We start from the raw sequence: 25305 nt of genomic DNA on the forward strand, positions 1-25305 counted from the left end.
TGCTGCTGTGAATACCCCCAATGATGAGATTGTCGGCGAGCGCCTTGACAGGTTGATGACGGTCGAAATCCGCCCCTTAACTGGTGGCCTGCCCGCGGGCTACGTTGCGCCTATGTATGCAGCATGTCGTCGGCACCACGGGTTACCGCTGACGACATTGGCCGCAAGAAAGCTGCTGGCAGCAGTCAAACCTGGCGACACGGTGTTGATTGCTACCGGGGCTGGTGTCCCGCCCAAGCTCCCGTTGGGTGAAACGGATGGCCCCCCGGGGGCAGCAGTACTCGCCCGGGCCTTTGCATTGGGATTCGGGGCGCGCGCCGTACTCATTACAGAGGATGCGCATATGTCCCCGGTCGCTGCCGTGGCGGACGTTGTGCGCAGAACACTCAAGGGCAAGGGAAGTGTGGAAGTGCAGGCCTTCCCCAAAGGCGTGCAAATGGGGCGCATGGCTGCCGAACTGATGGTGCGCGAGACAAAGCCCTCGGCTGTCCTGTTCGTGGAGCGGGATGGCCCCAATGTGGAGGGCTATTTCCACGGTGTACGAGGCGACTGCCGCGAACCCGAATCTGTGGCCCACGTGTATCAACTAGCAAATGTGGCTCGCAACCGTCACATCCTCACCGTCGGGATCGGCGACGGTGGGAACGAGGTCGGATTTGGCGCCGTCCGGGACGAAATCACCGCGGTCCATCCGCTGGGTGCAAAGTGCCTGCGAGGATGCGCGTCAGGTGTAGTCACAACGACTGCGACGGATGTCGTTGTCAGCGCATCCGTGTCGAACTGGGGTGCTTATGCGGTAGCGGCGGCGCTGGCTTCAGCGCTCGAAATGCCAGACCTGATTCATACCCCCGAACTTGAGAAAGAGCTCATCACTGCAACAGTGGAATCAGGTGCGCGAGATGGCGCCACGTCGTTGGCAGAGGACGCCGTCGATGGCATCGACTGGAAGGGACATGCAGCCTTTGTAGGCATTCTCAACAGCATCGTGAAAGTGTCGAAGTAATGGATGGATTCTCGATTATGGGCGTGTACCTCTACGACCCCTCAGCAGATGAAAAGCGGAACTCGCCGGCACGAATGCCGGCAGTGGAATCGGAAACAACAGGATTGAGTATGCAGAATTCTTCTGGCAAGCGCCCCGACGTCGATAGCCTGGCGAAAGATAGTTTCGGAAACCCTATTGACCCCGTAGTGGGGTTCGCACGAGGCACCATCATTCGCTCAAGCGTGGATGAGGCACGGCGCCTGCAGCAGGGGCAGGCCGTAGCGGCGGAGCGCGTACGTGAACTTGGGCCCGAGTCGGTTGGCATTTTTACTGGCAACCAGCGTGACTTCCCCGTGTCGCCGGACGACCTGCTGACGCTGTGCGAGGAGTGGGTGGGCCCTGGCTTGGCCGCGAACGACCTACGGAGAGTCGCTATCGCCCATATGGGTGGGAAGCCAGAAGACACCGTGGCCGTCTTCAACCGGACCAGCGCCGGCATTATCGCGGCCATCGCGGCGAACAGCGCAGGCAAGACCGTCGTATCAGTTGTGCCAGCCGGCGGGCGCTCACATGCGTCTGTTTTACGCGGTGCGCGTATCGCCCAGGTGAAGCTCGTGGAGGTGCAGGGGGATAAGGACTGGCGCTCGGCTATCGAAGCAGAAGGCCCGGGCCTTGTTGTCGTGACGACGGTCACCAGCAGCCTTGAACGGATGGACGACGACGTAACCACTCAAGTGGTGGATTTCTCAAAGCGCCGTAATGCGACTGTTCTCCTCGACGAGGCCTACGGCGCTCGCCTTCGCCCAGTCCTGCATGGGGGGGCGCTCAGTCTCCAGCTCGGTGCAGACATCTCGATTACCAATTGCGACAAGGCAGGCCTCTCCGGGCCGCGTGCTGGCGTGCTGGTTGGGCGCGCCGACCTGGTCACCGCTGCCAGCGCCAAGGCGTCCGAGTTCGGTATGGAGGCGCGCGCGCCCATCGCGGCAGCAGTCCTGCGTTCACTTCAGAAGTACTCGGCAGAGGACCTGCAGAAGGAATCGCAATCGGGCCAACTGCTTGTCACTGCATTGCAGCAGCGACTCGGGAACGAGCGTGTCAAGCGTAGTGACCTTGGACCGATGGTCGACGAGAATGACATCCTCGCGATTCTCATGGAGCGCGCAGGCCGTACGGATGAGAAGCCCGTCGTAGTTCCGTGTGAGGCCACTTCGGCGTTGGGTATGGTCCTGCTCCGTGACCACGGTGTGCTGACCGTAAACACGCATGGTCAGCCGGGCGCCCGCGTGTCGGTTCGCTTGAAGCCGACGCTGGATGCGCTGCGGCGGGTCGGCGGCGTCGAAGCCGTCATCGACGCTTTGGACAAGTCGCTAGACACCATAGCCAAGATTATTCACGACAGGGACGCAGTGGCAAAACTGATTTTGGGAGGCACCCAATGACCACGAGCACGTCCAAAGTTGACCTCGCTGCGTTCGATGACCGCCTCGACAAGTTGGTTTCACTCGACATCGGCGGGCGCGGGGTTGAGCACCTACATGCTGCGGCGCGTTCGCTGATTGGTAAGCCCCTGGTCGGAGCCGCGGCGGATGCACTGGCGGCAGTGCCAAAGGGTTCTACCGTGCTGGTGACAACGGGCTCCGTATCCCGCGCCTGGATTTCTCCCAGTGTTGGTGAGAACGACGGGCCCGCTGGCGCAGCAGCCATCGTGCGCGCCCTCTCGCTCGCGAAGCAAGCCCTGTGCGTTGTACTGGCAGAAGCGACACTGCTGGATAGCCTGGGCGCAGTGTTGACGTCTGCAGGCCTCACGGTGCTGCCGATTGAGCAAGCGAGGATTGCGAGTAAGGATGGCAGTCTCGCAGTCGTGTCACTTCAGGCATTCCCGGTTGAGGACGACGAAGCAAAGGTCGCAGCCACGCAGGTCCTGGACGAGTTGAAACCTGTCTTGTTTTTCTCAACGGAACGCGTCGGCCGTAACGAGCAAGGCATTTATCACAGCATGCGCGGAATCGACTATGGCATGAAGAGAGCTCGTATTGATTTCGTCTTCGATGAAGCCATTAAGAGGGGCATCCCGACCGTTGCCGTCGGCGATGGTGGCAATGAGATTGGGATGGGCCTCATTGCGGAAGCGGTCCGCAAGCACGTGAAATTCGGCGACAAATGTGCATGTGAGTGCGGCGCCGGAATCGGAGCCGTAACCGGTGCGGATGTCCTAGTGACCGCTGCTTGTTCCAACTGGGGCTGCTACGCAATTGCCGCCGCGTTGGCCATGCGGCAAGGAGACGCACGTTTGCTCCACACCCCGGAACTGGAGGCAGAACTACTGCGCCGCGGGGTCGATGTCGGGTTGATTAACTCCGTCGTCGGCATCATCGACCCAAATGTCGACGGTATTCCCGTCTCTAGTCATCTTGCGATGGTTGAGATGCTTCGCGCAATCGTTCGACCCGTAGTGCGATAGATGCATTGATATTGTCATCTTAATAGGTAGAACAGAAATGAACTCGAACAACGAGAGCTTTGATCGAAGCAAACTCGAAAGTAATGAGCGAATGCCGATAAGGCACGAGCAGTCAGAAAGGAAGCAGCGTCCGTTCGCCGTTCAGTGTCCGCTGGATTGCGGAACTGATGATGAGGACTTGAAGAGCATCGCCGTGCTTGGCTACAACTGAGTGTTGCGATATTTAGCTGGTAGAGGACAAGGCCGCCCAATGCAGCGACCTGCCTTGCTTTGCGCACGTCGGCTGGATACCGAGACTGCGCTACAGGTATTTGTACCTTCGGAACTGCACCAACGCAACTGTCGCGGACGTGCGGTGCTTGCTCAAGACGGAAGCTACCAACGGAGTAAATGCAATGAACGGAATCAAGACGGCCACCTTTGCTACAGACGTCTCACCTGGCAAGCGTATGGCCATGGTATCTGTACTCAAACTGATTGCTGTAACCATTGTCTGCGCATTCACCGCGCTGCTATCGCCTCGGTGGGCCCACGCGCAGAGTTCCAAGCTGGACGCGGTGCTCTCGAAAGGGAAGGTCGTGGTTGGTGTGTCGAGCGAGTCTCCACCGTTTGGATTCGTCGACGAGAAGGGTGCCCTTACCGGGTTCGATATCGATATCGCCAAGCTTATCGCCAAGTCCCTCTTTGGCGATGACAATCCGAATCGCATCGAGTTCGTGAAGCAGAGTTCAGCCGCCAGGTGGGAAAACGTCAATAGTGGGAAGGTGGACTTCGGCATCCACGTGGCCACAATCCTTCCCGACCGAGTTGCTCGCGTTGCGTTCACACAGGGCTATATCGACTCCGGAATTGTCGTGGTGGTTAAGAAGGACTCTCCCATCAAAACGTTCGCTGACCTCGACAATCCTAAGTACTCTACCGCTATTCTGTCGACCCCTGTGCAGGCTGCACGTGCCAAGCAGTTTTTCCCTAAGGCCAAGGCAGTGGTTCTGGACTCCACTGGCGCTCAGTTCACGGCGGTCAAGGCGAACCGGGTGGATGCGGCGCAACTGGACGAACCCGTTGCACTCTGGTACGTGAAGCAGAATCCTGACGTACGCCTTCTGACGCAGAAGATGACCGCCGCAACTAACAACGCTGTGTTCATGAAGCCCGGCGACTTTGCTTGGTGGCTTGCTTTGGATACTTACGTCGGTGAAATGCGTGGTGGCTCGCTTTACCCGGAATACACGACGATTTACGAGAAGTGGTTTGGCAAGGCTCCACCGAACGCCAAGTACTACGTAAAGTAAGTATCTATCACGAGGCCGACCGATGTTCTCTCCGTTGATGAGTTCTTTAGAGGCAATACTCGGCCCGTTCGGCGAGGGCTTTGTCACTACGCTGTCGATAGTTGCACTAAGCCTGCCGCTGGCGCTGGTGGTAGGCGCGCTGGCTCTCATCCCGAGGCTCTCTAAGCATGTCATGCTGCGCGCGCCGGTGTATGCCGCCATTGAGTTTCTACGAAATACGCCGACTTTTGTTCTCATCCTAGTTGCGTATTACGGGCTGCCGCTCCTGGGGTGGCGCCTGGACGGGATCTACTGTGGCGCGTTGGCTATCGCCATCCAAAGCGGTGCCTACTTCGCGGAGGTGCTGCGTGGCGGGGTTCAATCCATCCCGAGAACGCAGTGGGATGCCGCGCGAGCGATCGGGATGCGGCCGTTGGCGGTTTTTTTGCGAGCTATTCTTCCACAGGCGCTATTGAAGGTTATCCCGAGCCTTGGAAATCAAGTTGCAGTGCTTATCAAGGACACGTCGCTGGTTGCCGGCATCGGTGTTGTAGACCTGACCCTTACGGGGAAGCTAACGATGGAACGCACGGCGGTTTCGTATGAGGTCTTCCTCGTCGTGGCGCTGTTCTACCTACTTATGACGACAACGGTGAGTCTGGTGTTTCGTGCACTGGAAGCTCATTATCGGGAGAAGATGTGATGGCAATGTCGGCATTAGTTGAGTCACTGCCTTACCTTCTCCAGGGGGCCGCCGTCACCCTGCAGTTGGCGGTCTTCACGGTAGTCGCTAGCTTTGGGCTGGGAACGGTACTCGGCGCAATCGCAGCGGTCGGGCCCCGGTTCGCTTCGAGGATTATCACGCCGTACATCTACGTCGTCCGCGGAGTACCGGTGCTGGTACTGATATTTCTGGCCTACTTTGCCTTGCCAAAGCTTGGCGTAACATTGCCGCCAACATTCGCCGCCGCGATTGCACTGGCGCTATATTTCGCGGCCTTCGTCACGGATATTGTCAGGGGTGCAATTCTGGCGGTGCCAAAGCTGCAGGTCGAGGCGGCTAAGAGTATCGGCATGATGCCCGGCCAGATTCTTCGGAAGGTTCAGCTACCACTGGCCCTCAGGCTGGCTGCCCCGCCGCTGGTGACAAATGCATCTATTGCGGTGAAGAGCACCTCTTACGCATCGATTGTCGGTGTTTGGGAGTTGACGTACGCCTCTCGCGAAGTTGTGGAGAGAACGCTTGCTGCATTCGAGGTGTTCTTTGGTGTAATGCTGATTTACTTTGCCATCTGTTACCCAATCTCTCTGTTTGCGAGTCACTTACAGCACAAGCTTAAATTTGATTAATAGACTAAGCATGCAGTTATGGTAAGCAGGGTTTTTAGGAGAAAGCATGGATTTGAAAGATGATAATCGCCCCATGATACAAGTGCAGAACGTATCAAAGTGGTTCGGAAGCCTCAAGGTACTCGATGAAATATCATTTGATGTCAATGAGGGAGAGGTTGTCGTTATGGTTGGTCCCAGTGGCTCAGGAAAGTCAACACTGCTGAGGTGTATCAACTTTCTCGAGGAGTTCCAGGAAGGGAACATCTACGTCGATGGAAAGTTGGTTGGGTATCGGGACGTTCACGTTGATGGGACTGATGTGCGCAGGCGCCAGTCCGAGGCAGAGATTTCCCGGCTGCGCACGACTGCGGGAATGGTGTTCCAGAACTACAATCTTTTCCCACACCGAACTGCACTCGATAATGTGATGATGGGACCTTTGATGTTCCACAGTCGTAGCAAATCCGAGATTCGCGACGAGTGTATGGCGTTGCTCGAAAAGGTGGGGCTTGCGGACAAGGCCAGTAGCTTTCCCTCCAGACTCTCTGGCGGGCAGCAGCAGCGAATCGCCATCGCACGGTCTCTTGCGATGCATCCGAAGGTAATCCTGTTCGACGAGGTGACGTCGGCGCTCGACCCGGAGCTGGTGGAGGAAGTGCTTCGTACGATTCGAGACCTGAGCAAAGAGGGGATGACGATGATTATCGTCACGCATGAGATGCAGTTTGCTCGTGACGTCGCAGACAGATTGCTGTTTTTTTATCAGGGGAAGATTCTGGAGGATGGAAATCCCAGAGATATCTTCGCGAATCCCGTAACAGACCGCTTTAAGACTTTCGTTCGTCGATTCAGTCAAGCGCATCAGCCATTGACTGCGTGAATTCCGCCGTGCCCCGACTTGCCGCAGGAATTTGGCTAGGGATGCTGGTTGACCCGCGAGGGTGGCGACCGGCTAGCTATGTAATGGCCGGGTATTGACAGCGCTTCATCAGTTGGCATGTGCCGTCGCCGCCCCACCATACAGCACATGACTAGACGCGCACGTTTCGGGGGCGCTCTTCATGCATAGGAGCTTCGGGGCTTTCAGTTACCGCCAAAGGTATATGCGCGTTGCGATGCCGGCTTTTGCCGAAATCCGCAGCCAATTGCAGATCTTTTCTCCGGACCAGAGGACGCGTCCAGCGCCGGCATGGACGCCACATTCGCGCTTGAGGTCCCGTTTAATCAGTTAAAAGGCCAGCCGGCGCGCTTCGTTGCACGGCGGACATTTCGCGCACCTGCGTGCCGTGGCGCAGGGTCTCGCTCCGCGCGCGGTCTGGGAGCGCTACATGCCCGACGCCGGCGTATTTGACGACACGCGGCGCCGTGCACCGCATGACCAATTGGATGCACATGGAACTGGCCACGGCATTAGCCCTGGGCGGCGAGTTCCGCCAGGGGCGGCTATTACGCCTCGACCTGCTCGCGGCGGCAGCCAGCCGCCATTCGCGCGCTGGAGGGGCGCATCGCGGCGCTAGTCCACTGCGTCATTGAAATGGCACCGGACGAATTCGTCGCGATGGATCGTCGTACTTCCACTTGATTGGCTTGGGATCCTTGTTGTGTTGATGGATATAGCGCATGAGCTTGCGAGCCAGATCCTTCACCGAGGTGAAGATCCCACGTGTGATGACATTGCGCTGAATGCGCGCGAACCAGTTCTCCACTTGATTGAGCCAAGACGTGTAAGTCGGCGTGTAGTGCAACCGGACGTTGGGATGCTCACTGAGGAAGGTGCGTACGAGATCCGTCTTGTGGCTGCTTACGTTGTCGCAGATCAAATGGATTTCCTGCTTCGGCCCCTGGCTGGCGACAACGTCAGTGAGGAACGCCACGAATTGCTCGCTGGTATGGCGGGGCGCGGTCTTGCCGATCACCTGCCCGTTTGTCGTATTGAGTGCGGCAAACAGGCTGAGCGTGCCGTTACGCTTGTATTCAAAGCCGTGGCTCTCGGCGCGCCCTGGCGACAGCGGCAACATCCGGTCCTTGCGATCCAGGGTTTGAATTGCGGTCTTCTCGTCCACGCAGAACACCACTGCATGCGCTGGCGGGTTCAGATACAGGCCGATGACGTCCGCGGCCTTGATCTCGAAGTCCGGATCGTTGGAGATCATGTGCTTGTCCAATCGATGCAGGCGCACGCCATGTTTTCGCCAGATGCGCTGTACGGCCGTGACGGACACGTCCCCCAATTCCGCCGCAAGCTTGTAGCTACTCCAATGCGTGGACCCATCCGCAGGCTTGCGCTTGAGCGTGTAGTTCAGCACGCGCGCTTCAAGCTTCTCGGGCGGCTGCAGCGGTGCTCGTCCAGGGTGGCGCGCGTACAAGCCGGACAGTCGCTCGGCCAACAACCGACTCGACCATCGCGAAATGAAGCGCGAGTCGCAACCGAGCCGTTGCATGATCGCCTCACGCGATGCCTTCGTCAAGCAGCAGGATCAGCCTCGCTCGACGCGCATCTGCCGCACGTACGGTGCGGCTCCGAGTCGCCGCCTGCAACTGTTCACGCTCAGACTCGGTCAAGTTCATCTTTTCCATGCACCTAATTCAATCACAAACGGGTGCTTTTTCAATGACGCAATGGACTAGCGATTCCGCTTTGCAAGTCACCAAACCGTGGCTTGATGTCCTTTGTGGTCGCCCACCCGCTGGGCAAGCTCTGCGGGCAGATAGGCAATGACCTTGTCGATGGCAAGACTTTGCAGCCAGGAGGTGGCGCGGACGATCTGCACGGATGGATATGGCCTCAGCAACCCGACCAGCAGCGGAGCAAATCACCATCCCGATATGGGCATGACCGGATTCTAGCGGCCATCGCAGTCGAGGAATAGGGAAGGGGCGATCCGGTCCGACTGTGTGTCGAGAGGTCGGGACGGGCTCTGGTCCGCGTGGAGAGGCGCCAGAAAGTCGGTCGAGGGGCATATGGCACCGCGCGCTATTCGCTCAAGCTCGCCAGGACTCGGAGCCGCAGGATTCGGAGGATTATGTCGAGCACGGGCTCCGGTCCGGCAACGTATTGGTAAAACGTATTGAGAGGGGCGACCCTCAGGCGACCAAACCTTTAGGGAGGGGCTCCGTAGGGAGGGGCGAGAACCGAATCGCAGATCGCCACCCCACACGCCTTCCCTAGAAGCGGGCTTGAGCAGCGCTACGCTCCATACCGTCCACCCTGGCTGCCTGACCGCGAAGCGGTCTACATGCACACGTATTAATAGGCTCACCCCTCATCCGCGCAAAAGCGCAGGTATGCATCTGGTTATTCCGGTTCGAGATGCATACCCTTGCGTATGCTCAGGAATAACCCTTCTATCCTCAATCGAGCATATCCACACTGTTTCAGCAGGCATATCCTCCCTTTAGGGTAGAAGGCCATGCCGAAGGCCCCCGCAAGCATATTGCAGGAATCCTTCTACCATCCATAGCTTGGATGGCTCCGACAGTCATTCGAGCCACGCGCTATCTTCGCCCGCGTGCTGGTCGTCTCAACTCTTTCCCCCACAGAGACCAGTATCCCCCCATCGCTGCCGTATCAAGCCGACCAATGGGGCGGTCACCACCGAAGCCTCCCAGTCGGGGAGGGCGGCACTCTCGTCGGGCGGCTTCGTGCTCGGCCGACGCGTGACGATAGTGTATAGATGCGTGGAGGCGTCATGACTTAGAATGATTTGTCATATCAGGCACCGTAGCATGCCGGAAAAAATATATAGCGAGTACCTACGTGCGAGAGGATGGCCCCAATACATTTGTTATCTTGCGCAATGCTAGGTGCCACGCAAGATGCACGTGCAACCATCAAGCGCTGACTGGCATGAGGCAGCCCCCCTCGGCATGGAAAGGAAGCCAATCTCGTTTCCGATTATTATTTCACGATCATGAAATAATATGGCCCGCGGCCCCCGCGCTGCTGGTTTGGCTTCTTCACGGGACGGGCCTCCATGCCGCGACCACTACCTGATCCGACGACACCTTCGAGCGCGACGATTTGCACCATTCACCAACTGGGTGACCGCATTCGAGCCACCCGGGCAGGCGAAGGAATGCCCATAGACCAGGCGCGAGGCGGCGAGGCATTGTGGTGTCTCTGCCGGCATGCTGTTCAAGCTCGGGAACGGCAAGGTCGTCACTAATCTCGAGCACGCCTTGCGTGTGCGAGACAGACTGGGTTTGACCGCTTTTCGTGCCCAAGGCGCATGCACCTTGGTGCACGAAGAGAAGCGCGCCCCCATGCCAAAACTTCAACCTATCGAGCCGCATCAACGGCGTGCGACGCCTTCGCCGATTTGGATGGTGCCCACGGCGCACGCCTCGTTTGCAGTTGCTGCGCACGTTTTGCATCCTCCGCTCGGACGTGCCCTGCATCCTGGCCGGCCAGATCCACCCGCGATGCGCCTTCGATGAGGCACTCCCAATAGCGGGTGCTGTGGCATCATGTTCGGATCGCCTCGCGCAAGTCGGCTTCGCTCAGGGAGAGGTCCTGCGCGCATGGGACGAGATCCTCGAAGATGCCAATCTTGAGCAGCACCTTGGGTGCCGGTTTCTTCGGAAAGGTTAGGGGAAAACGCCGCTGCAGCCGGGCTATCGCGTGGACGACCGGATCGACCGGCTTTGCCGGATCGGCTGGCGTGGCTTCCCGGGCGCGGGGCGGTCTGGACCTCTTCGGAGGCTTGGCAGCCGTTTCGACCTTTGCTGCCTGCTCTGTCAGTTGTGCCTAGTGGCGATTGCGTGGGGCGATTTTAGCAGCCACATCCCAATTGCTGAGTCGCATGTGCGGCTCATATCCATGTGCATGAGCGCGCGGCTTGCCACGCGGATGCGCTTTACATCTTCCCAGTCCAGCCGATCCGATGCCGTTCCTGTGTTGCCTGGTGCCGTGCATTCTCTTCGCCGCGCAAGTAGCCGCTCGTTGTCGACTGGGAGTTGTGGCCAAAGTTGTCGTGAACAAAGCGCAGGTCGATCTGCAGGTCCGTCACGTGCGAACCGGCGGTGTGGCGTAGCCAGTGGGCCGAGGCGCTCGCCAGCACTGCGGCCTGCGCCTCCCAATCGGGTCCGCACGCCCGCAGGCGCTCGGTCGCCATGCCGAACACTCCCTTCAGCACCTTCAGCAACACGCGCACGGACGTCCCGCACCCTCAGGCTCCTTGACGCCCAGCGTTCATAAGCATCATAATTTATTAATCGGAACACTGTTCCAATTATGGGCACACAAATCAGCCGGCCAATTCCCTTCCAGAGGCTTAGTTCGTCTAAAACCGCCTCGGTGCAAGGTCGGTAACCCAAACGCTTCCCATCGGCAACCTGGTTGAAGGCAGGTGATGTCATTCGCATCAATGCAGGAACCGTACCGCGACTTCCGCGCCAGACTTGGCGCGGATCGCTGTGCCTACTCGAGGACAAGTGTTGGCGGCAGTAAGGATTGCTGCACGGCACACATCATTCAAGCTTTCCAACTATTCGGAGCTGCCTTATGAACCGCCGCCATGCCCTCTGCGCCGGACTACTCGCATCTGCATCGCATCTCTTTGGGGTTTCCTACGCGCAAGACACGTTTCCATCAAAGCCGATTCGGATCGTCGTACCGTTTGTTCCCGGCAGTGCGCCAGATGTCTTCGCGCGAGTGCTCGCGGACAAGATGTCGACCATAGTAGGGAAGCCATTGATTGTCGAGAACAAGCCCGGTGCAAGCAGCATCATTGGGACAGAGTTGGTGGCACACGCGTCTGCTGATGGGTACACACTTCTCGTCGCAACACCATCGACGACGATTCTGGCAGCCTCAAATCGAAAGCTGAACTTCAACCCCGTTAAGGACCTGCAGCCTATCTCAATGGGCGTCTACATGTCTCCGGTGCTCGTGACCAGCGGTAAGTCACAGATTTCGGACGTCAAGACATTGATCGCCATGGCGAAGGCGCGGCCTGGCAAGTTAATCTACGGGTCCGGGGGTATTGGTAACTCACAGCATCTAGCGACGGAGATGCTTAAACAAATGGCCGGTATTGATATGCTGCATGTCCCATTTCACGGTACCCCTGTGATCATGCCTAGCCTCATTCGCGGAGAGGTTGATCTTACCTTTGTCGACGCGAGCGCACTGCCACTAATTAGATCCGGCAAGATCCGTGCAATTGCAGTCGGTTCCTCCACTCGAAGTAAGGCTATCCCTGACGTTCCAACCGTGGCGGAAGCCGGCGTACCTGGCTTCAACTATCAAAGCTGGTTCGGAATTTTGACCCCAACAGCCACCCCCACGCCGATTGTCGCGCTCTTGAACCGGGCCATGAATCAGGCGCTGTTCGACCCCGAAGTTCGAGCGAGATTGTCAGTAGCCGGAATGGAGGCGACACCGGGAACCCCACAGGCAATGGCAGGCTTCATGGCTGAAGATACAAAACGTTGGGCGAATGTGATTCAAACGGAAAAGATTAAATTCGACTGACATACCTTGGATTTAAAAGAAGAAAAAGATTTTGTTTTCGGCAGTGGAAACTTATATCGTCGTTCATAGGCACTTGGTTTCAGTTCATTCATCATACCCACGGAATGAGGTGAACCGTAAGTCGATTCATCATCACACTCTCGCACTATTGGAATCTGTACCAATGAACACAACAACAGTTTCTATTGAAACTCTGGAGAGGGTCATGGCCATCGCGCTGCGACGCCACGGGGCTTCCAAGTTCGCGGCATACGAAGTCGCCAAGGCGTTAAGGCGTGCGGAGCAGCTAGGAAACACTCACTGCGGACTCGGCCACCTCGAACGTGACTGTGCGCAGCTGCTCAGCGGCAGGGTAGTGGGGAAGGCGGTGCCAAAAATGAGTCGCATTCGGCCTGGCCTGATTCAAGTCAACGCAGACGATGGCTTCGCACAACCAGCATTCGCCCTCGGCTTGCCCGAGGCGTTGAACGGCGTTGAGTCTCTAGGCGTCGCGGTATTGGCTATCAGCAGGGCCTACACTTGCACCGCTCTTGGATACTTTCCGGAAAGAATTTCCGAGCACGGGTTCATTGGGATCGCATTCACCAATGCATCGGCAAGTGTTGCCGCGCCTGGCGGCTCAAAGCCCGTTCTTGGAACTAATCCGATTGCAATGTCGATACCAGATGGAAGGGGAGGAATAGCGTTTCAGTTCGACCAGTGCACGAGCGCTGCAAATTTACGCCATGTTCGCGAGGCCGCTCAAAGATCGGAGCCAATTCCGGAGGGATGGGCGGTGTCGCAGCGCGGGGAGCCGACAACTAACCCGATCGAAGCTCTCGCGGGTGCTCTTCTGCCGGCCGCCGGTAGCAGAGGATTCGGCATTGGATTGATGTCGGAGGTTCTGGCGTCATTCTTCACCAATTCTGCGATGTCACTCGACACTGAGAGCTTGCAAGCAGTCTCAGGACCGCCTCACGGGTTAGGGGTCTTCTGCCTATTGCTTGATCCAACGGCGATCGCGGGGAGTCATTTCGGGTACAAGCTTGACAGATTGAAGGACGCCATACTTGCGCAGCCCGGAACACGACTACCAGGCACGAAACAGAGAGCACACGAATGCGTGACAGTCGATTGCGCAATGTGGGAGAGGGCTCTAGCTCTCACGGAGTCGCGCTTACGATAGCCCAGCCTGTCGAAGCACCTCTCTCTCCAACGCACCGCCCACCATCGAGAGATGGTAGTCCTAGACCAGATTGTGCCGCGGCACGCGCACGGTCCGGAAAGGTGTTCCAGATCCTGGAATAAGAGGATGGAGTTTCGGCCCCTGCGGAACGGTCACAACGCGACGTCAATGCCGCGAAAGACATCCTCGCCCGCTGGCGTGCGGGTTTGGCAGCAGGAATCCCTGTCCGTTCTGCGCTCAGCGCGGCAGCCGTAGGTTGAGGGCAGGGAGGACGTCAGGATCAGCCCTGCGCAAACTGGACGAGCAACGAAAGTATGTCATTGAGGCCAACGACTTACCGAGGGCACTCAGTTGTAACCTAACCAGGCAATGTTCGCCACATCGGGTCGGTCGCTCGAATTTTCCATAAGAACTTCTGAGGGCCTCCTATACACACCGTTCGTTTGCAAGTTGGCCGAAGCTGGCCGCTTTACCGAATTATCTGAGGGGCGATTAGCTGCGTTAGTGCCGGGCACGTAGCCAAAAGGGATGACAAGATTCATCGCTACTCCTAAAAATTAGTTTTTTGAAATACCCATTGACCCAGGCAAAAAAGTCCGGGGATCCGACGGGGAGACGACGGCCCCGGTAGCGCTACGCGCCAAAACAGGTGCTGCGTGCAGCTGTTGCCACAGCGAGCCCTCCCGTGAAGCAGCCCGCCAACGTCGGCACCGTAGTATCCATAACTTATGACGGCGTCGGTTGGGCGCTCTCTGCTTTGAACTACTTAGCCGTTGAATGACTGGTCACCTAGCAGCATCATATCGAGACCGTCTCCTCCTCGAATCATCGGCCATACATTCTCACCCGGATCTACTTGAATATCGAGAAAGACAGTTCGTTTCTTCTCAGAAATAGCCTCGCGTAGTGCCTGTTCCACGTCGGCTTCCCTGCTCACCGTATGTCCGATATGCCCATAGGCTCTGGCCAAGGCTGCGAAGTCGGGTAGTGCTTCCAGGTACGATTGGCTGTATCGCTGCTGATACTCGACCTGTTGCAACTGGCGTACCATTCCAAGATATCCATTGTTTAGTGAAACAATCTTCACTGGGAGTTCATATTGCTTGCAAGTGGATAGTTCCTGAATACACATCTGAATGGAACCATCCCCGGTGATGGCAATGACATCGCGATCAGGGAAGGCATGTTTTGCTCCCATGGCGTAAGGAAGACCTACGCCCATGGTGCCGAGTCCTCCGGAATTGAGCCATTGGCGGGGCTGTCCGAACTGATAGTGTTGCGCTGCCCACATCTGATGTTGGCCGACATCCGAGCAAACGAGAGTGTCTGCCGGCGCGATGCGGCAGAGCGTTTCGATTACATACTGAGGCTTTATGGCCTTTCCGTCCCGCGTGTACGCCAAACAGTTCTTGGATCGCCATTCAGAAATGCTCTCCCACCAAGCCGTTTTGTCGTTGGATGGCTCTCCTGTTTCCGTCCAGGACTCAATAAGGCGCTGCAAAACGCGACGGGCATCTCCAACGATTGGCACCGTCGGTTTGACGCGCTTTCCGATACTAGTCGGGTCGATGTCAATGTGGATAATCTGTCTTTGGGTCGAACAGAAGTCTTTGACGTTCCCAATGACGCGGTCATCGAATCGCGCACCGATGGCGAGAAGGACATCGCACTCCTGCATGGCTCGGTTAGCCTCATAGGTGCCATGCATACCTGGCATGCCAAGATACCGCGTATCCCTCCCGGGGAACGTGCCAAGTGCCATAAGCGTCGTGGTGACCGGCGCGTCAATCATGGCTGCCAGTTTTCTTACCTCAGCACTCGCTTGTGCAGACACGACGCCGCCGCCGATATAAAGATAGGGCCGCGCAGCGCGCCTCAGCAAGCGAGCGGCTTGGCGAATTTGCCCTTCATGTCCATCGACTGTAGGGCGATATGAGCGGATGTCGGCTCGCTCAGGATACTGAAACGGTCCTGTGCTGATGGCTACATCCTTCGGAATGTCAACTAGCACCGGGCCTGGGCGGCCAGTGCGCGCGAGGTAAAAAGCCTTCTTCAAGATTTGAGGAAGGCTGGCCACGTCTGTCACAAGGAAATTGTGCTTCACGATGGGACGCGTAATGCCGACCGCATCGCATTCTTGAAAAGCGTCCTCACCAATCATGGAGGTTGGTACATTCCCTGACAGGATCACCAGCGGTATCGAATCAAAGTAGGCCGTTGCTATGCCGGTCACAGCATTGGTAATGCCAGGGCCAGACGTCACGAGAGCGACTCCAACTTCTCCGGTTGCACGAGCGTAGCCATCCGCGGCATGGACCGCGGCTTGCTCATGACGCACGAGCAAATGCTGGAGGCTTGGTTGCTGTGCGATGGCGTCGTAGATCGGTAGGACGGCGCCGCCGGGATAGCCCCAAACGCTTCGCACGCCCTCCGCCAGCAACGCTTCTACAATCATTTCGGCACCACTCATTTTGCGAGACGGTGCGAAAGTGCGGGAGTGGAAATCAGGAGCGGGACGGTTCATCTCGGGAATGTGTCTTTTGAATTCAGGGCGAGGCAATGCCTAGTCCGGTAGATTCTAGGTTGCTCCTTGCGGTATTGGTCGCTGAATTCGCTAGTGAATGCATAGCGTCTCAGCGCGTCATGCTGTGGATCCTAGGCTGGGCAGTAGCAAATTCCGATTTGCATACGTGCTACGCGAGGCAGGTAGCGCCGCGGTCACAGGAAGGGCGACACTTAGGCTCGTAGTGAGAGCCTTCAATTAGGCATATCACTGGTCCGAAAGCAGTGGAAGCGCCGTCTTAAAGCGGAACTTGCTTCAGAAGCTCAACCATTCCGTAGATCGATGGTGTCGAGGCTCATCGTTGCCGCCTGCCTGGAAGTTATCTTGCGGCAGATTGTGCCGGACCGATGGTGCCTTGCGGGCTAGTACGGCACGACATGCCGGGGCTTACAACCTAGAATTTTGACTATGAATACGCCAATTACCCCCCTGCTCCAGGAAACGGGCGCTGCACAGCATGTCGACCCGGATCCCATCGAAACCGCCGAATGGCGCGACGCGTTCTATGGACTGATTCGGGCATACGGCCCCGAACGCGGGAAGTACATGCTTGACGAGCTTGCTCGCTTGGCCCGCGACCACCGTGTCGGTTGGCAGCCCAATCTAACTACGCCATATGTGAACACTATCGGCGTTGACGATCAGCCGCGGTTCCCAGGTGACTTGGCCATCGAAGAGCGACTGGGATCCTTGATGCGCTGGAATGCACTGGCAATGGTCGTTCGCGCCAACCAGGCATACGGCGAATTGGGAGGGCATATCGCTAGCTATGCGAGCGCCGCTGATCTGTTTGAGACCGGCTTCAATCACTTTTTCCGCGCGGACGACCTGGTGTTCTTTCAAGCACATAGTGCGCCTGGCGTCTATGCACGTGCCTTCCTTGAAGGAAGGCTATCTGAGGCCGACCTCGCGCACTATCGACAGGAGATCGTTGGTCCACGCAATGGCGCCCGTGGCTTGTCCAGCTATCCGCATCCGTGGCTGATGCCGGACTTCTGGCAGTTTCCCACTGGCTCGATGGGGATCGGCCCCATCAGTTCTATCTATCATGCACGCTTTATGCGGTATCTTTCGCATCGCGGCTTACTGCAGTGCGAAAACCGGACGGTGTGGGGCGTTTTCGGCGATGGGGAAATGGATGAGCCGGAATCCATGAGTGCGCTGACATTGGCAGCTCGTGAGCGGTTGGACAATCTTGTGTGGGTCGTCAACTGTAACCTGCAGCGCCTAGATGGCCCCGTTCGAGGTAATGGCCGGATCATTGACGAACTCGAGCGGCTGTTTTCCGGTGCCGGTTGGAATGTCATCAAGCTGCTGTGGGGTAGCGACTGGGATGGCCTCTTTGCTCGGGACACCAGCGGTGCCTTGGCTCAGGCCTTGGGCGACACGGTCGACGGTCAGATGCAGACCTTCGCTGCAAAGGATGGACGTTTCAACCGTGAGCACTTCTTCGGGCAGAATCCGCAGCTTGCGTTGTTGGCGCAGGGTATGACCGACGAGCAGATAGATCGCCTTAAGAGAGGCGGCCATGATTTGGTCAAGATCTACTCCGCGTATGCTAAAGCAGCTGAACGCAATGGTCGGCCGACAGTCATCCTGGCGCATACGAAGAAAGGGTATGGCATGGGAGCGGCAGGCCAAGGCCGCATGACCACTCATTCGCAGAAGAAACTCGATGACTCCCAGCTGATTGAGTTCAGGAACCGGTTCAATCTACCTCTGACAGACGACCAAGCAACTTCTCTGACTTTCCTAAAACCCGGCGCGGAAAGCGATGAGATGCAGTACATGCAGTCGCGACGGGCGGTATTGGGCGGTGCTTTGCCGAAGCGCAATACACACTGTAGTGTCGTTGCAAAACCTGCACTGGCTTCCTACGCGCGCTTTGCGATTGAGGCTAACGGCAAAGAGATGAGTACCACGATGGCGTTCGTGCGGTTGCTCGGGCAGTTGCTGAAAGACAAGGAGTTGGGTCCCCGTATCGTGCCAATCGTCGCTGATGAGGCCCGTACCTTTGGCATGGCCAACCTCTTCAAGCAGGTTGGCATCTACAGTAGTGTGGGCCAACGGTACGACCCAGAAGATATCGGATCTGTATTGGCGTACCGAGAGGCGTTCAACGGCCAAATCCTCGAGGAGGGGATTAGCGAGGCTGGCGCAATTGCCAGCTGGACGGCTGCAGCGACAAGCTATAGCGTTCACGGCCTCGCTATGCTGCCGTTTTACATTTACTACTCCATGTTCGGCTTCCAGCGCATCGGAGATGCCATCTGGGCAGCTGCGGACCAGCGAGCTCGCGGATTCCTGCTTGGCGCTACCTCTGGGCGTACCACGTTGGGAGGAGAAGGGTTACAGCACCAGGATGGAACCAGCCACCTGGTCGCTGCAACTATTCCCAATTGCAAGGCGTACGACCCCGCGTTTGCCGCGGAGATGGCCGTGATCGTTGATGCAGGCATTCGGGAAATGATGATAGAGCAGCAGGACGTCTTCTACTACGTCACTCTGATGAATGAGAACTATGCGCAACCGAATCTGCCCAGCAACGTTGAGTCTGCGATCTTGAAGGGATGCTACAAGTTCGATGATTGGCAGCGCCCCGAAGTAACGGCTTCGAAAGCCTCGACTAATCGGGTCACGCTAATGGGCTCAGGTGCAATCCTGACCGAAGTCATTAGGGCGGCTCAGCAACTGGCAAGTGAAGGCATCGATGTCTCGGTCTACAGCGTGACTAGCTGGAGTGAGCTTGCCCGTGAGGGCGCTTTGCATCGCAAACGGGAGCTCCTGGGCGAGACGAGCAACGAAATTCCGTTCCTCCAACTGCAACTGGAGCAGAGCGACGGCCCGATTATCGTGGCAACAGACTATGTCCGCGCTGTGCCAGAAAGCGTCCGGGAATATGTCCCCGCGGGTCGCCGGTACCTGACTTTGGGAACCGACGGCTTTGGCCGAAGTGATACGCGCGGTGCTCTTCGCGAGTACTTCGGCGTTGATGCGGCATCGATTGTCCGGGCGGCTAAGCACGCGCTGGACTAGCTCCGAACTATTGGGGGGGGGCAAGCGCAGCGATCCCCGACATATTGCCGGTAGACGGGCAGCGAACGCCCCGCGCAACTGCGGGAGCGTCCGCTGCCCGGCGCACTTCTGTGGTTCTCAGCTCCGACTCGAGTTGTGGCGCGGCAATGATGTTGCCAAGGGTTGGAGCCGGCGTCTCGGCGGCTGGCTGATCATACGCCGGCGGGTCATCCGTCATCGCGAGTCACTGGCTGCCGCTGAACTTCCGCATCTGGCGTGTTTTAGTTCATTCCGTGCACCCTCCCCAAGCCAATCCTGCGGGCCGTGCAGGCGCCTTACAGGGCACAGGCAAGGTCGGATGGCTGGCGGCCCCGAACTGTACGTCATTGCCTTGTCGCCAACTGCGCTACGCGGCGTAGCGCTCAATCTCGCACGAGACATATCCCGTGCTGAGGCGCAGTATTTCATCGCGCTTTTTCCCCCACGAGTGTGCATCGCAAGCCACCGCCTGAACGCGTACAAGCGCGATAAGTTAATGCCGATTCGACCGCAGGGCATAGGACTGTGGAAAGTGCTGGGAGCGATATCCATTCTGTAGCGGCGAACCAAAGTGCGGCATCCGACACCATGTTTCAACCCTGCCGAGATTCGTTGACAGGAGGGGTGGTGCGCCGTATAGTTTTATGTATAGGAACACTGTGCCTATTATAGGAACATATGACAACGAACCAATCACTCGCTCGCGGCCTGGAAATTCTGAGTGCGGTTGACGAAAGTGGGGAGCCGTTAGGCATACGGGAACTCGCTCGCATACTTGACATCAGCCCATCTATTGCCCAACGGCTGGCCAATACCCTTGTCGACGCAGGATACCTTCATCAAGTCACCGAGTCGCGCAAGTACCGTCTGGGGTACCGCGCGTTGGCTCTTGGTTCGGCCACTGCACGTAGCGACGCGCTCCATATAACTGCGTCTGCTGAGTTGAAAGTTTTGGCTGAAGCCCATCAACTCAACGGTTACCTGGGCGCGATCCAGCAAAACTCAGTGGTCTACCTTCATACCGTTCAAAGTAGCGGTCCCATCGCTATCCGCGCGGAAGCGGGGCAGCGTATTGCGGCTCACACAACTGCCATGGGCAAGTGTCTGGTCGCAGAATTGTCCGCCGAGCGCGCCTCGCTTGTTCTCGGTCCGAGTCCCTACGCTGCACGCACCAAGCACTCCATCACCGGCGCGCGAGCTTTGCAGAGCGAGTTCGACAATATTCGTAAGCGTGGGTACGCGATTGCCGACGAGGAGAACGAGGTCGGCGTCGTATCCATTGGGACGGTGATCCGCAACAAGGACGGAATTGCCGTCGCGGCCATTAGTGTTGCCTTCCTGAAGGCCCAGCGGGATGCTGAGGAATGGCCGGCCATCGCACAGCTTGTAGTCAGTGCTGCTCTGAGGTGTTCCAAGGCACTCGGCTATTCGTCCAATACCTTTGACCAAAGCACTGCTGTCGACAGAAGTTTCGAGGCAGCTAAATAAACTCAAACGGAGTGAGCAAGTAATGGAAAGCCTTCTGAACAAACCGCGTCTGGTCCAAATGGCCAAGGAGAAAGGCGTAGACGCCTTTATCGCCACGTCGCCTGAGAATGTTACCTACTCAAGCGGCTACTGGGCGCTTTCGCAATGGATTCGGCGCGGGCCGCAAGTGTTTGTCGTGCTACCGGCAAAGGATCTGGAGGGCTCGCGCGTCATTGCCCCCACATCGCTGCTCGACCAGCTTGTGGACCAGGAGGACGTGTGGATTAAGAACATTACCCGCTTCGGCTTCTTCCACGTTGACAAGACGGAAGGCCCGATCACTGATGCCGACAGCCGGCTGCTAGACCTGTTTGCCCTTCCCGACGAAAAGGATGGTCTCAGCGCGCTGCTCAAGAGCTTGCGAAATGAGGGATTGGACAAAGCGACCCTCGCGATCGACGAAATGGGCCTGATGCCGGGACAATGGGAGCGTCTCCAGCAAGAGCTGCCGCAGGCCACGATCGTGCCGGCAACGAAGCTGTTCCGCGAGATTCGAGCCGTTAAGACGCCCGTGGAAATCGAGCGACTGCGCATGGTGGCTACCATCGCGGAGCGCTCGGTGGATGCCGCATTGAAAGTGGCGCGTCCCGGCATCACGGAACTTGAGATGGCGCGAACTTTCCATGCAACAACGGTCCAGCATGACGCGACCCCGGTCCTAGGCTGTCTCGGCTTTGGCGCGCGCTCTGCAATGCCCAATGTACACCCCACGAATACTGCCCTGCGCATGGGCGATGTCATCCGATTCGACGTTGGTGGCCGCTACCGGCATTACCGCGCCGATATCGCTCGAATCGCTGTGTTGGGGGAGCCCGAGCCGAAGATTGTCCGATACCATAAAGCGCTACATGACGGGGTACTGGCTGCATTTGACGCGATCCGTCCCGGTGTCAAGGCGTCTCGCGTCTTCGAGATCGCAATGGAGGCAACGCGCAAGGCCGGGATTCCTCACTACTCCAGAAGTCACGTTGGCCATGGTATTGGACTGGACGGATATGACATGCCGGACCTGACGCCCAGCAATGACCAAGTCATCGAGGAAGGAATGGTCATGTGCGTCGAGACGCCGTACTACGAGTTTGGTTGGTGTGGGCTCCAGGTGGAAAACACAGTGGTCGTACGCGAGCACGGCATCGAACTGCTGCACGACACTGACGGCGGGCTGCGGGTGCTGGCATGAGTAAAGTTGCCTCACTTCAGTGCCTGCGTTGCGGCACACACTATGCGCCGGACTACCGTGGTTTGGGTTGTGCCGCCTGTACGGGTGAGTTGGCGAGCAACTTGCGCGTGCAATACGATGCTGACGACGTCCGGAAATGGGCATTCAACACCGGAGAGCGCCGTACTGGCAGCCTCTGGCAATTCGCAGATATGTTGCCGGTCGACGGTGACTGCGCTGTCTCGCTGGGCGAGGGCGGCACGCCCCTCGTGGCCACAGAACGCCTGGCCACACACGTTGGCATCGAAAACCTGTACGTCAAAGACGAGACGCGCAATCCCACGCAGTCTTACAAGGATCGTGTGAGCACCGTCGCGGTTTCATATGCCAAACAGCTTGGCGCGCCCGTGGTCGCTACAGCATCGTCAGGGAATGCTGGCGCTTCGTTGGCAGCCTATGCCGCGCGTGCTGGGATGCCCTGTGTCGTGGTCTCGATGAAAGGCGCGGCCGGTCCGATGATGGCGCAAATACGCAAGTTAGGCGCGCATCTCATTATGATGGCCGACAAGTCCCAGCGCTGGCCGTTGCTCGCGGCTGGGGTGAAACGCCACAACTGGTTTGTGACCTCGCCTTATTCAGCGCCGGTGGTCGGTAGCACGCCAATCGGCATTGAGGGCTATAAGACAATCGCATACGAGATAGTTCAGGATCTGGGTCGCGCGCCGGATTGGATGGCGATGCCGGTTTGCTATGGCGATGCGCTGTCTGGCATCTATCAGGGCTTCATGGACCTGAAGAGCGCCGGCGTAATCCAAAGTATTCCTCGGTTCGTAGCAGCCGAGGCGCATGGATCGCTGAAGCAAGCCCTTGATAATGGCTCAGACACGGTTCCTGCCGCGACCGTCAAATACGACGCACTTTCCGCTTCCGTGGGAGCAGCCCAGAGCGCATTCCAGGCCCTGTATGCACTGCGCCAGTCGAATGGTGTGGCCGTTCCTGTGAACAATGATGGTCTAGTAGAGATGCAAGAGCACATTGCCTCCCAGGAAGGGATGCTTCTTGAACTGGCCAGCGTGATGCCATTCATCGCGGTTCGTCGACTCCGCGAGGCAAACATCATCTCCGCAAAGGACCTCGTCGTGTGCTTAGCGACTGGTTCTGGTCTCAAAGACGTGGACAAGTCTACGGCTGCATGGACCGACATCCCTGTCACTACGTTGGGCATTGACGAGCTATTGGAGGCCACCGTGGAGGCCCTACATCATCGTTCTTCAGAGATCCGAGTGGAGTCTGTTCAATGAACAGGAGGGCTGTAGGCCGCACTGGGAGGGCGATGGTGTAGGACTAGCCTAGGTAGGTGGAAGGTAGCCGCGGACAAGTTGTCGGCGACTACCTTCCACCGGCGACTTGGCCCCTACGCAACCCAAGAACTGCTACGGCGCTTGGGGGAGGGTGATCAGGAATAGAGCAGTCGGGCAACCAGGGGATTACACGGTGCCGACAGCGTTTCTGTAGCCCGCGTGTTTTAGATTTACTTATTGGCCGGCATTGCGGCCTCTTTGCAGGGACATCGATGATGAACCTCGACGCCACGGATTTTCGCATCCTGGATGAGCTTCAGCAGGATAGCGCTTTGACGAACGTAGAACTGGCGCGGCGTGTTCATCTATCGCCATCGCCCTGTCTCGCCCGAGTAAAGGCTTTGGAGGCAGCAGGAGTTATTGAGCGCTATGTGGCCCTTGCAAGCGCTTCCGCCTTGGGGCTTGGGCTTAACGTCTTCATCTCGATTAGCTTGAAGGACCAAAGCAAGACGTCGCTGACGGAGTTTGAGCGACGAATCGCAGAGCACGATGAGGTGATGGAGTGCTATCTCATGACGGGGGATAGTGACTACTTGATTCGAATCGCGGTCGCCGACATGGCTGCCCTGGAGAGATTTATCCTCGAGCAACTTACTCCGATCACGGGTATCGAAAAGATAAGGTCCAGCTTCGCTCTCAAGCAGGTACGCTATAAGACAGCGCTTCCGCTTCCTGTGAGGCAGCGGTAGTTCGCCAATGCCGATTTTCGTCTCACGTTGCCGGCAGGCATGGGGTACGGCGGTCGGCCTTCATGGAGTAGTTGGTTGGGTAGCTGCTGTGCATAAGCAGCTTTCTTGATGGCGTGGGGATTTGAGCAAGGCGCGACTGCGCAAGCGAGCGAAGCAAGCCCAAAAATCGCCGGATCGAGTTGGAAGGTGAAGTTTCGGCCGAAACGGTCCGCGATGATGCCGCCGCCGGTGGTTCCGATTAACATGCCAGCGAATGCGGCGGTCTCGCGGGGTAGCGGCGCAGCGATAAATCTCTATCCACAACGAGGCCGATCCATGAATCCATACGGACATCACAATGGGGAAGAAGTGCATCACAGAGCCCATGGATAACTTCCTATTAGTCATGCTGGACCTGTGACTGGCGTGGTGCCGGGCACCTTCACCACGGCGCGCAATTGGCTGCAGGCGAAGCTCGACGAGGCCGGTGACTATAGGGGTTGACGTACCAGCGGAACCGGGGGCCGAACCTAGAGCACACCCCCCGTGCATATAAGAGCGCCTCCTCATCTGTTATCCTGCAACGTTAACTCCTATCACGAATTGTCTGGCAACAGGATGGATCTCGACCGACTCGACGCTCGCCTTATCGAAGAAGTTCAGCGGAACAACAGGACACCCAGCGAGGCACTGGGTGAGGCCGTAGGTCTTTCTCCCACAGCTGTGCAGCGCAGGTTGAAGAGGCTGCGCGCCGAAGGCATTATCGAGGGAGACGTCGCGATAGTGAATCCGAAGGCGATCGGGCAAAACGTGGCGATGGTCGTGCAAGTGGGCTTGGAACGAGAGCGTTCGGACATCGTCGATCGTTTCAAGAAGGCGATCCGTGCGGTGCCGCAAATTATGGCCGGTTACTACGTGACGGGAGATGCAGACTTCGTGCTGATCGTCACCATGGAAGATATGGAGCGATACGAGTTGTTCACTCAGAACTTCTTCCACGGGAACCCGGACATCAAGTGGTTCAAAACCATGGTTGTAATAGATCGGGTGAAGACAAGCTTCGCGCTACCGATAGATGTGGAACGGTTCAAGTAGCTCAACGGCAGGAATGCCAGACAGTGCAACGACGGATGGTGCCGGAGGCTCGCGAGCACCATAATCCACCGCCACCGCCACCGCCACCGCCACCGCCACCGCCACCGCCACCGCCACCGCCACCGCCACCGCCACCGCCACCGCCACCGCCACCGCAGGGCAATCTGGCGGACTTCTACCGCGAGCTCA

18 protein-coding genes and 3 pseudogenes are annotated in these 25305 nt (G+C 57.7%); 16 read left to right on the plus strand and 5 right to left on the minus strand.

What is annotated here, in order from left to right:
- The first annotated feature begins 7 nt into the window (after window positions 1–7).
- The 8 genes from ACX12D_RS33120 to ACX12D_RS33155 all read left to right on the plus strand — a co-directional run bounded on the left by ACX12D_RS33120 (window position 8) and on the right by ACX12D_RS33155 (window position 6929).
- On the plus strand, window positions 8–1003 hold the full coding sequence (locus ACX12D_RS33120; protein ID WP_459375182.1) for a glutamate cyclase domain-containing protein: 996 nt from the start codon (window positions 8–10) through the stop codon (window positions 1001–1003).
- 110 nt (window positions 1004–1113) lie between these two features.
- Window positions 1114–2424 carry an aminotransferase class I/II-fold pyridoxal phosphate-dependent enzyme gene (locus ACX12D_RS33125; RefSeq protein WP_459375183.1) on the plus strand — a complete coding sequence of 437 codons (1311 nt, stop codon included), beginning with the start codon at window positions 1114–1116 and terminating at the stop codon, window positions 2422–2424.
- Complete coding sequence (locus tag ACX12D_RS33130) at window positions 2421–3446, plus strand: glutamate cyclase domain-containing protein (RefSeq protein WP_459375184.1); 1026 nt, start codon at window positions 2421–2423, stop codon at window positions 3444–3446. Before ACX12D_RS33125 ends, ACX12D_RS33130 begins: the two co-directional genes overlap by 4 nt.
- 37 nt (window positions 3447–3483) lie before the next feature.
- The gene (locus ACX12D_RS33135) at window positions 3484–3657 is read left to right on the plus strand and encodes a hypothetical protein (RefSeq protein ID WP_459375185.1); all 174 of its coding nucleotides are present in this window, start codon (window positions 3484–3486) and stop codon (window positions 3655–3657) included.
- Window positions 3658–3841: 184 nt separating this feature from the next.
- Window positions 3842–4738, plus strand: a complete 897-nt coding sequence (locus ACX12D_RS33140; RefSeq protein WP_459375186.1) for a transporter substrate-binding domain-containing protein — start codon at window positions 3842–3844, stop codon at window positions 4736–4738.
- A gap of 22 nt (window positions 4739–4760) precedes the next feature.
- Complete coding sequence (locus tag ACX12D_RS33145) at window positions 4761–5420, plus strand: amino acid ABC transporter permease (RefSeq protein WP_459375187.1); 660 nt, start codon at window positions 4761–4763, stop codon at window positions 5418–5420.
- Window positions 5420–6067 (plus strand): amino acid ABC transporter permease, encoded by a 648-nt coding sequence (locus ACX12D_RS33150; protein WP_459375188.1) that lies wholly within the window; start codon window positions 5420–5422, stop codon window positions 6065–6067. Before ACX12D_RS33145 ends, ACX12D_RS33150 begins: the two co-directional genes overlap by 1 nt.
- A 73-nt stretch (window positions 6068–6140) precedes the next feature.
- Window positions 6141–6929, plus strand: a complete 789-nt coding sequence (locus ACX12D_RS33155) for an amino acid ABC transporter ATP-binding protein (RefSeq protein ID WP_459376600.1) — start codon at window positions 6141–6143, stop codon at window positions 6927–6929.
- Window positions 6930–7575: 646 nt separating this feature from the next.
- Here the strand turns inward: ACX12D_RS33155 and ACX12D_RS33160 are convergent.
- The 4 genes and pseudogenes from ACX12D_RS33160 to ACX12D_RS33175 all read right to left on the minus strand — a co-directional run.
- Window positions 7576–8635, minus strand: a pseudogene (locus ACX12D_RS33160) (IS630 family transposase).
- Window positions 8636–8694: 59 nt separating this feature from the next.
- Window positions 8695–8820: a hypothetical protein gene (locus tag ACX12D_RS33165; protein WP_459375189.1), complete on the minus strand. Its 126-nt coding sequence runs from the start codon at window positions 8818–8820 to the stop codon at window positions 8695–8697.
- A 1508-nt stretch (window positions 8821–10328) separates the two neighbouring features.
- A pseudogene (locus ACX12D_RS33170) lies at window positions 10329–10790 on the minus strand (ProQ/FinO family protein).
- Between the two features lie 115 nt (window positions 10791–10905).
- Window positions 10906–11184, minus strand: a pseudogene (locus tag ACX12D_RS33175) (tyrosine-type recombinase/integrase); the annotation flags it as partial.
- Window positions 11185–11552: 368 nt separating this feature from the next.
- On the opposite strand from ACX12D_RS33175, the gene ACX12D_RS33180 reads away from it, so the two are divergent.
- On the plus strand, window positions 11553–12524 hold the full coding sequence (locus tag ACX12D_RS33180; protein WP_459375190.1) for a Bug family tripartite tricarboxylate transporter substrate binding protein: 972 nt from the start codon (window positions 11553–11555) through the stop codon (window positions 12522–12524).
- A gap of 205 nt (window positions 12525–12729) precedes the next feature.
- Window positions 12730–13689 carry an Ldh family oxidoreductase gene (locus tag ACX12D_RS33185; protein WP_459376602.1) on the plus strand — a complete coding sequence of 320 codons (960 nt, stop codon included), beginning with the start codon at window positions 12730–12732 and terminating at the stop codon, window positions 13687–13689.
- 766 nt (window positions 13690–14455) lie between these two features.
- On the opposite strand, the gene ilvB is transcribed toward ACX12D_RS33185, so the two are convergent.
- Window positions 14456–16213, minus strand: a complete 1758-nt coding sequence (gene ilvB, locus ACX12D_RS33190) for a biosynthetic-type acetolactate synthase large subunit (protein ID WP_459375191.1) — start codon at window positions 16211–16213, stop codon at window positions 14456–14458.
- 447 nt (window positions 16214–16660) lie between these two features.
- Here ilvB and mdeB point away from each other — a divergent pair, with 447 nt between their 5' ends.
- The 6 genes from mdeB (at window position 16661) to ACX12D_RS33220 (ending at window position 25116) form a co-directional block, all read left to right on the plus strand.
- Window positions 16661–19288: an alpha-ketoglutarate dehydrogenase gene (gene mdeB, locus ACX12D_RS33195; protein ID WP_459375192.1), complete on the plus strand. Its 2628-nt coding sequence runs from the start codon at window positions 16661–16663 to the stop codon at window positions 19286–19288.
- A gap of 696 nt (window positions 19289–19984) precedes the next feature.
- Window positions 19985–20794, plus strand: a complete 810-nt coding sequence (locus tag ACX12D_RS33200) for an IclR family transcriptional regulator (RefSeq protein ID WP_459375193.1) — start codon at window positions 19985–19987, stop codon at window positions 20792–20794.
- Between the two features lie 22 nt (window positions 20795–20816).
- Entirely contained in the window at window positions 20817–22013 is a 1197-nt protein-coding gene (locus tag ACX12D_RS33205; protein WP_459375194.1) for a M24 family metallopeptidase, read from the plus strand.
- Window positions 22010–23293: a pyridoxal-phosphate dependent enzyme gene (locus ACX12D_RS33210; protein ID WP_459375195.1), complete on the plus strand. Its 1284-nt coding sequence runs from the start codon at window positions 22010–22012 to the stop codon at window positions 23291–23293. The genes ACX12D_RS33205 and ACX12D_RS33210 overlap by 4 nt, the downstream gene beginning before the upstream one ends.
- 275 nt (window positions 23294–23568) lie before the next feature.
- Entirely contained in the window at window positions 23569–24042 is a 474-nt protein-coding gene (locus tag ACX12D_RS33215) for an Lrp/AsnC family transcriptional regulator (protein WP_459376604.1), read from the plus strand.
- Between the two features lie 597 nt (window positions 24043–24639).
- Window positions 24640–25116 carry an Lrp/AsnC family transcriptional regulator gene (locus ACX12D_RS33220; protein WP_459375196.1) on the plus strand — a complete coding sequence of 159 codons (477 nt, stop codon included), beginning with the start codon at window positions 24640–24642 and terminating at the stop codon, window positions 25114–25116.
- Window positions 25117–25305: the final 189 nt, after the last annotated feature.

This window comes from Cupriavidus sp. PET2-C1, from assembly GCF_054515855.1.

Bases quoted from the DNA above. Each gene is read 5' to 3' on its own strand.
- ACX12D_RS33125 (WP_459375183.1), top strand. From the start codon at position 1,114: ATGCAGAATTCTTCTGGCAAGCGCCCCGACGTCGATAGCCTGGCGAAA.
- ACX12D_RS33130 (WP_459375184.1), top strand. From the start codon at position 2,421: ATGACCACGAGCACGTCCAAAGTTGACCTCGCTGCGTTCGATGACCGC.
- ACX12D_RS33135 (WP_459375185.1), top strand. From the start codon at position 3,484: ATGAACTCGAACAACGAGAGCTTTGATCGAAGCAAACTCGAAAGTAAT.
- ACX12D_RS33140 (WP_459375186.1), top strand. From the start codon at position 3,842: ATGAACGGAATCAAGACGGCCACCTTTGCTACAGACGTCTCACCTGGC.
- ACX12D_RS33145 (WP_459375187.1), top strand. From the start codon at position 4,761: ATGTTCTCTCCGTTGATGAGTTCTTTAGAGGCAATACTCGGCCCGTTC.
- ACX12D_RS33150 (WP_459375188.1), top strand. From the start codon at position 5,420: ATGGCAATGTCGGCATTAGTTGAGTCACTGCCTTACCTTCTCCAGGGG.
- ACX12D_RS33155 (WP_459376600.1), top strand. From the start codon at position 6,141: ATGATACAAGTGCAGAACGTATCAAAGTGGTTCGGAAGCCTCAAGGTA.
- ACX12D_RS33180 (WP_459375190.1), top strand. From the start codon at position 11,553: ATGAACCGCCGCCATGCCCTCTGCGCCGGACTACTCGCATCTGCATCG.
- ACX12D_RS33185 (WP_459376602.1), top strand. From the start codon at position 12,730: ATGGCCATCGCGCTGCGACGCCACGGGGCTTCCAAGTTCGCGGCATAC.
- ilvB (WP_459375191.1), bottom strand. From the start codon at position 16,213: ATGAACCGTCCCGCTCCTGATTTCCACTCCCGCACTTTCGCACCGTCT.
- mdeB (WP_459375192.1), top strand. From the start codon at position 16,661: ATGAATACGCCAATTACCCCCCTGCTCCAGGAAACGGGCGCTGCACAG.
- ACX12D_RS33200 (WP_459375193.1), top strand. From the start codon at position 19,985: ATGACAACGAACCAATCACTCGCTCGCGGCCTGGAAATTCTGAGTGCG.
- ACX12D_RS33205 (WP_459375194.1), top strand. From the start codon at position 20,817: ATGGAAAGCCTTCTGAACAAACCGCGTCTGGTCCAAATGGCCAAGGAG.
- ACX12D_RS33210 (WP_459375195.1), top strand. From the start codon at position 22,010: ATGAGTAAAGTTGCCTCACTTCAGTGCCTGCGTTGCGGCACACACTAT.
- ACX12D_RS33215 (WP_459376604.1), top strand. From the start codon at position 23,569: ATGAACCTCGACGCCACGGATTTTCGCATCCTGGATGAGCTTCAGCAG.
- ACX12D_RS33220 (WP_459375196.1), top strand. From the start codon at position 24,640: ATGGATCTCGACCGACTCGACGCTCGCCTTATCGAAGAAGTTCAGCGG.